The 7,955-nt window shown below is 71.6% G+C and carries 3 protein-coding genes; all 3 read left to right on the top strand.

Features of this window, described 5'->3' with window-relative positions:
- Positions 1–233 precede the first annotated feature (233 nt).
- Entirely contained in the window at positions 234–1,076 is an 843-nt protein-coding gene (locus tag GT354_RS31735) for an SAM-dependent methyltransferase (RefSeq protein ID WP_346012272.1), read from the top strand.
- A 448-nt stretch (positions 1,077–1,524) separates the two neighbouring features.
- Entirely contained in the window at positions 1,525–4,941 is a 3,417-nt protein-coding gene (locus GT354_RS56720) for an AMP-binding protein (RefSeq protein ID WP_346012271.1), read from the top strand.
- Positions 4,942–4,943: 2 nt separating this feature from the next.
- A partial coding sequence (locus GT354_RS31725; RefSeq protein ID WP_161359829.1) for an amino acid adenylation domain-containing protein occupies positions 4,944–7,955 on the top strand: 3,012 nt, incomplete at its 3' end.

Raw genomic sequence — 7,955 nt, 5'->3', positions numbered from 1 at the left:
CCCGCGCCTCAACCCGTGGTCCCACCCGTGCCCGTCCCCGTCCCCGCCCCCGTCCCCTCCCCATGCCCGCCGAAGGTTTTCAACCGTCCGACCGGCCGAAGTCGGTGCAATGGTCCAGTCCAATCGATACGCTCCTGCGCACGAGGTGCCCACCCGGTGGAGCACGTCGTCAAATGTCTTCAGGAGGAAGCGTGGCCGACGAGTGGCAGGTCCCTACGACCACCGACTCGGGGATACCCGGGGACCCGACCACCGATTGGGCGCCGACCGGGATCGACGTCGACAAGCCCAGCGCGGCCCGGGTCTACGACGCGATCCTGGGCGGTAAGGACAACTTCGCCGTCGATCGCGCGATCGCCGACAGGGTGCTGACGGTGATGCCCAACGCGCGCACCGGGGCCATGCTGAACCGGGCGATCCTCGAACGTGGGGTTCGCTACCTGGCCGGCCGAGGGGTTGACCAGTTCCTCGACCTCGGCTCCGGCCTGCCGACCGTGCGCAACACGCACGAGGTTGCCCAGGAGACGAATCCGCAGGCGCGGGTGGCGTATGTCGACCACGATCCGATCGTGGTCGCGCACGGAAGGGCCCTGTTGGCGGACGACGATCGGACCCGAGTCGTCACCGCCGACGTACGTGAGCCGCACAAGGTGCTCACTCACCCCGACGTCGTCCAACTCCTCGATTTCACCAGGCCCGTGGGCCTGCTGTTGGTCGCGGTACTCCACCATCTCGCCGACGCCGACGAACCCGCGCGCCTGGTGCGCGAGTACCGGGACGCGCTGGCGCCGGGCAGCTTCCTCTTCATCACGCACTTCTCCGATTCGACGCCCGAGGGACGGGAGTTGGAGAAGGTCTTCCTGGCGACCCTGGGCAGTGGACGTTTTCGCAGCCGGGCGACGGTCGAGGACTTCTTCACGGGGACGGACCTGGTCGAGCCCGGTGTCGTCTTCCTCCCCCGATGGCGCCCCGACCGGCCGGTGACCGACGAAGCGGCCTACGCGGGCCTGGGCATGATCGGTGGCATCGGCCGCCTTCCCGACCGAGTCGACGAAATGCGGTCTTCAGGGGCCTGATGCGCCGAACTTCGGCCGACGGCGCGAGTCGGCCGGGGGCCGCAGGCTCTGTGACGGGGACGGAGCCGAGGCCCCATTTCGGCAACTACGTGAACGGGCGCCCAAGTTCGCGTTGCCTGCGCGAAAAGCCGGAGGTCGTTCCGGTGTGACCGATCCGTTCGAACCGATCCGTGTTGCCGACAAGCTCTTGTTATTGGTCTAAACCATTGGCAGTCTTGGTCCAGACCGCTGCGGCCATCGCTCCATGGCTGTATCGGTCCGTTTGCGCACGGCATGTCCGCCTTGAGCATGGGCCGAAGTCGCCCATGCACCTCGTGTATTCGGCACTCGCCACATCCCCGGAGATCAGCATGCGCGCACCTCGTCCATGCCCGAAAACCCATACCCCGCGTCGCGGGTCGTCCCCGCATCCACCTCACGGGCCGTCCCCACGTCGAGGATCGTCCGCGTGCCGAGCATCGTCCGTGCGCCGGACGACACCGTGACGGCCGCCGGAACCGTCCCGGCCCTACTGGCGGCCCGCGTCAGCACCGAGCCGGGCAAGACGGCGATTCTCGTGCCGGGTGCGGCCGACGACCGACTGACCTTCGCGGCCTGGGCCGAACGCGCGGACACGCTCGCGCACGGTCTGCGCGCCCGGGGCGTCGGCGCGGGAGAGTGCGTCGCGCTGTGCTTCTCCGGGGCGGAGTGGATCGACTACGCGGTCGCCTACTGCGCGGTCCAACAGATCGGCGCGGTCGCGGTACCGATCCCCGAGCGCCTCGCGCCGATCACCACCGGGGCGATCCTCGCCCACTGTGCCGCCGTCGGGGTCGTCCACGGCGCGTGGATCGAGCTGCCCGCCGGGCCGGCGTGGAGTGCCCAGCCGCACGAACTGGTCGGCCACGGGCCGGCGTTCGGGCCCGATACGGCTCCGGCCCGGCGCACCGGACCCCAAGCCGACGACCTCGCGCAGATCCTCTACACCTCCGGTACCACCGGTACTCCCAAGGGAGTCGCCGCGACCCACGCCAATCTCACCTTCGGCCTGGAACCGGCGCCGCGTCGCCGCCCGTTGGCGCACTCGCGGCACTTTCTGCACGCGTTCCCGATCGGCACCAACGCCGGTCAGACCATGCTGCTCACCGCGCTCTCCGCAGCGCCCACCGCCATCTGCGTACCCACGTTCGAGGCCGAACAATTCTGCGCGCTGATCGCCGAATACCGGGTGGGCACCGCCTTCGTGGTGCCCGCGATGGCCGGCGAACTGGTCCGCTCCGGCGCGACCACGCGACACGACGTCGGCGACCTGTTGCTCCTCGGATCGACCGCCGCCGCCCTGCCGCCCGCGACGGCCGTCGCGCTGACTGCCGCCTTTCCGCACGCCACGATCGTCAACTCCTACACCTCCACCGAGGCCGCCCCCGCACAGACCACGATGGTCTTCGACCCCGATCGGCCGAGTTCGGTGGGGCGCTCCGTCCTGGGCGACGACCTGCGCGTGCTGACCGAGGACGGCGACCCGCTGCCCATCGGCGTGCCGGGCGAGATCTGGCTGCGGTCGCCGACTACGCCACGCGCCTACCATCGCGACGAGGCCGCGAGCACCAAGGTGTTCCGCGACGGCTGGGTGCGGATGGGCGATCTCGGCCGGCTCGACGCCGAGGGCTACCTGTACGTGATCGACCGCGAGAGCGATCTCGTCACCTCCGGCGCGTTCAAGATCTCCACACTCGCCGTCGAGGCCGCGTTGTACGAACATCCGGCGGTCGTCGAGGCCGCGGCGTTCGGCGTACCGCACGCGGCGATGGGCGCGATGCCGGCGGCGGCCGTCGTGCTGGACCCCGGCACGTCGCCCGACGACCTGCGGGACTTCCTGCGCTCACGGCTGGCGCGCGAAGAGATCCCGACCCGGTTCCTGGTCCTGGACACCCTGCCGCGAAACGCTGCCGGAAAGGTCGTCAAGACCGAACTGCGGGCGCTGCTCGCCACCGTGGCCGCCCCGGCGCATGCGACCGCGCCGAGCACCCCGACCGAGGTCACCCTGAGTCGACTGTGGGCCGAGGTTCTGGAGATCGCGCCCCCGGGTCCGAACGACGAGTTCTTCGTCCTGGGCGGCGACTCGTTCAAGGCCACCCGGCTCGCCGCGCTGGCCGGCCACACCTTCGCGATCGACGTCCCGACGTCACTTCCGTTCGACCTGCCACGGCTCGGGGCGCAGGCCGAATGGATCGAGGCGGCGCCACAGTCGGCCGAACGAACAGCCGGACGAACAACCGCGGAAGCAGCCGAAGGAGCAGCCGAGGGAGCAGCCGAAGAAGCAGCGCGCCAAGGAACGCCCGCGCGCGAACCGACGTCACCGGCATCGGCATTCGGGCCCGAGCAACCCGGCACCGGCACCGGCCCAGCTCCCGACCCCGGCCCCAGCCCCGACCCCGGCCCCGGCCCCGGCCCCGGCCCCGAGAGCGATCGCGTCCCGCTCAGCTCGCAGCAGGAGAACTTCTTCGTCTGGATGTACGCGACCGACGAGCCGCGCGACGTCGGCCCGGTGAGTGCCGCGATCAGGATCACCGACACGTTCGACCCGGACGTGTTCCACGACGCCCTGGCCGAGATCGTGCACCGGCACGAGGCCCTGCGCACCGTCTTCCGCCGATCGCGCGGCAATACGAACGGCGAGTCGGAGGGCGAGGCGAACGGCCAGACGAACGGCGAGACGAACGCCCGAACAAACGGCACGTCGGACGGCGAGACGCTGGCCTTCGTGCTGGCGAAGCTCCCGCCCGAGGTGGTCCGGGTTCGCGCCGAAGGGGCAACCGCGGCCGAGCGGGAGGAGTTCGCGCACCGATACGCGCGCGTCGATCGGGAGCGGTACTGGGACCTCGAACACGGCCCGCTGGTCCGAGCCTTGCTCATCGAACTCGACGCCGAGGACCACGTGCTCGTCCTCGCCGTGCACCACCTGGTCTTCGACGGTTGGTCGATGGGCATCCTGCTCCGCGAACTCGCGCTCGTCTACTCGGCGTTCCGCTCCGGGCGGGCCAATCCGCTGGCGCCGCTCGCGCTGACCTGTTCCCAGCAGGTGACCCAGGCCCGGGCGCAGTGGCCGCGGACCCGGCGGTTCTGGACCGAAACGTTGGCCGGCGCACCCGCGCACACGGTTCCCTTCCCGGGACGCGCGCACACCACGCGGTTGCACAGCGGCGCGGTCCGCTTCACCCTCGGCGCCGATGTGGTCGAGCGGCTGCGGGCGCTCGCGCGCGCGTGGTCGGCGACGCCGTTCATGCTGGCGACGGCCTGCTGGACCGACGTCCTGGCCACCCACTCCGGGGTACGGGACATCGTGGTGATGTCCCCCGTCCCGGGCAGGTCCCAGCCGGGGTCCGAGGCGATCGTGGGCTGCCTGGTGCAGTCGCTGCTGATCCGGGTGGATCTGAGCGGTTCGCCGCGTCCCGACGAACTGCTCGCCAGGGTCCGCAGTGCGGCGCTGGCGGCGAGCGAGCACCAGTCCTATCCGTTCGCGGAGTTCTACCCCCGGTTCCCGGACGCCGCCTGGGTCCGCTACGAGAGCTGGACCAACCGGGCGCACTTTCTCGGTCTGCTGTCCGAACCGTTCGAGCTGCCGCGCGAGTTGGACGCCGAGTGGCCGACGCCCGGGGGCCTGCCGGACCTGGGTGTGCCCGAACTGGCCCTGTCCGAGAAGCCGGACGGTTCCATCGACGGCTGGTTGTTGTACAACGCGTGCGCGTTCGAGCAGGCCGACGTCGAGGCCCTCGGGCAGTCCTTCGTCACGAACTGCGTCCGCACGCTCGATCACCTCGACGAAGCAGTGCCCGGCCCCGTCCCGGCCGTCCTCGTGTCCGCGCCGACCTCTGTGGAGAGCTGACCATGCCCCAGACCCGCCAAGAGCAGGGACCACCATCGACAGCGGAGCCGGCGAGACCTTCGCACCGGTTCCGTGCCACGCCCACCCAGCACGGGATGTGGTTCACCGAGCGTGGCGGCCTGGCCGCCACCGCGAACCACATGCCGCTCGCGATCCGCTTCGAGGGTGCCCTCGACATCACCGCCCTGGAGCGCGCCTGCGCAGCCGTGGCCGAGCGACACCCCGTCCTGCGCAGCGCGTTGCGTGAGGAGGACGGCGGCCTGTGGCTGGTACCGGCGGCGACCGAGCCGCGAATCAACCACGTGGACCTCACCGCTGCGTCCACCGACGGCCCGGAGGCGGCCGAGCGGCGGGTGGTCCATCAGGAGACCGTCCGCCCCTTCGACCCGACTGCGGGCCCACTGGTGCGCTTCACCCTGATCACCCTGGCACCGAATCGCAGAGTGCTACTGACGGTCGCGCACCACGCGGCCTTCGACGGCGGATCCAAGGACATCCTGATCCGTGAACTCGCCCACCTCTACGACGCGTTCGCGCACGGCACCGATCCGGGCCCGACGCCGAGCGAAGCCCCGTACCCGAACCCCCCGTCGGACGAGCCGGCCCGCCCGGACCACGCGCACACCGAGCCCGCCGAGCCCACCGAGACCGAACTCGTCGCCGCCCGCGCCCGCTTCGCCGACCTACCGACCGAGCCGGCGGCCGCGATCCTCCCCGGCCTCGCAGCCGACCACGCCGCGGGCGCCGCCTCCCTCACGCGCGGCGCCACCCTCGGCGACACCGTCGACATCCTCGTGGACGACGTCCTGCGCGCCGACCTCGCCCGCACCGCAGAGGTGCTGCACGTCAGCACCTTCGAGCTGCTGCTCGGGGCCCTGCACGTCCTGCTCCTGCGCTACGGCAACGAGGACCCGACGGTCGCGATCGACCTGGGCACCCGTACGGCGGCCACGCGGGAGAGGATCGGCTGCTTCGTCAACGAACTGCCCGTACGCACCCGGCCGGCGACGCGCGAACCGTTCCGCGCCTTCGTGCGGGCGCTGCGCGCCGATCTGCGCGAGCTGTACCGCCTGCGGGACGTTCCGTTGGGCCGCGTCGTCACGGGGCTCAGCCCCCGCGCCGCGTTGGCTCCGGTGTCGATGAGCTATCGACGGCGCACCGAGGTTCCCGGATTCACCGGGGTCCGGGCCTCGGTCGAGTGGACGATGTCCAATCACGCCGCACGCAACGACCTGCACCTGCAACTGCTCGACGATCCCGACCGGCTCGCGCTGAGCCTGGTGTTCGCGCCGCGCGGCCTCGCCCGCGACGCGGTCGAGCGGATCGCCGGTCATTACCTGACCCTGCTCCGGGCGATCGTCGCGGATCCGGACACCCCCCTGTCCCGGCTCGCGTTGCTGGACGCCGAGGAACGCGAGCGCGTCCTGATCGGCTGGAACGACACCACCGTGGTGGAGCCGGCCACCACCCTGCCGGCGATGTTCGCCGCGCAGGTCGTCCGCACCCCGAACGCGCCCGCGGTGCGCTACGACGGGCGCACGCTGACCTACGCGCAGCTCTACAGCGCCGTGGAGGCGACGGCCGACCGGTTGCGGGCCACGGGCGTCGGCCCGGGCACGCTCGTCGCGGTGTGCGTGCGTCGCAGCGAGGCGCTGCCGATCGCCCTCCTCGGTGTCCTACGGGCCGGTGGCGCCTACCTGCCCCTCGACCCCGAACACCCGCCGGCCCGCCTGGCCCTGGTCTTGGCCGACTGCGCGGCAGACGTGCTGCTGACCGAGCGGGACCTGCTCGCCCGCTTCCCCGATCACCGCGCCGCCGCCCTCCTGATCGACGCACCCACCACCGAACCGCCCGTACCGGCCACGGGTCGCGAGCCCGCCGCCGTCGAAAGCCCCGACACCGCACCCGAACACCCTGCGGCCCCCGCCGCCTCCCCGACCCCCGCCCCCCGTCAACGCCCGGGACCCACGGCGGCCGACCTCGCCTACGTTATTGCCACCTCCGGCTCCACCGGCCGCCCCAAAGGCGTCGAGATCGAGCACGGCGCGCTGGGCAACCTCGTGCGGGCCACGCGTGACACCCTCGGCAGTGACCGCTACGCGGTCTGGCTCGGCCTCGCCTCGGCCTCGTTCGACATCTCGGCGATCGAACTGTTCGTGCCGCTGATCAGCGGTGGCGAGGTCGTGATCGTCCCGGACACGGCGGTCCGCGACGGCCGGGCCCTGCTGCGGCTCATTCGGGCCCACGCGGTATCGCACGTACAGGCCACCCCGTCCGGGTGGCGGATGCTGCTCGACGTGGGCTTCGACGACCCCGCCGTCGTCGCCGTCGCCGCCGGCGAACCACTGCCTACGCCGCTGGCCGAGGAACTTCGGGCCCGGGCGTACCGACTGGTCAACGCGTACGGACCCACCGAGACCACCGTGTGGTCGACCGCGGGTGACGTCCACGAGGACCCGACCGACGTGACCATCGGACGGCCGATCGCCAACACCACGGTGTATCTGCTCGATGCCGACCTGGCCCCGGTGGCGCCCGGCGTGGCCGGTGAACTGTGTATCGGTGGAACGGGATTGGCTCGCGGCTACCGCGACCGCCCCGGGATGACCGCCGACCGGTTCGTGCCCGACCCGTACGGCCCGCCGGGCGCCCGGCTGTACCGCACGGGCGACCGTGCCCGGCATCTGGCCGACGGTCGCATCGAGTTCCTGGGCCGTACCGACCATCAGGTCAAGATTCGCGGCAACCGGATCGAACTCGGCGAGATCGAGGCGGCATTGCTCGGCCACCCTGGCCTCGCCCGAGGCGTGGTGATCGTGGACGAGAGCCCCGCCGAGGGTGCCCGCCTGGTCGCCTACACCGTCGCCCGGGCCGATTCCGGCTCGGCGGGGCCCACCGCCGCGGAACTGCGCGAGTACCTGAACGCGTTGCTGCCCCGCGTGATGGTGCCGGCGGCGTTCGTGGCGCTCGACGTGCTGCCGTTGACCCTCAACGGCAAGCTGGACCGGGCCGCC

It is taken from the genome of Streptomyces sp. SID3343 (assembly GCF_009865215.1).
Taxonomy (GTDB): Bacteria; Actinomycetota; Actinomycetes; order Streptomycetales; family Streptomycetaceae; genus Embleya.
The sequence above is the reverse complement of the archived record's forward strand: the minus strand, read 5'-3'. Positions and strand labels throughout refer to the sequence as shown.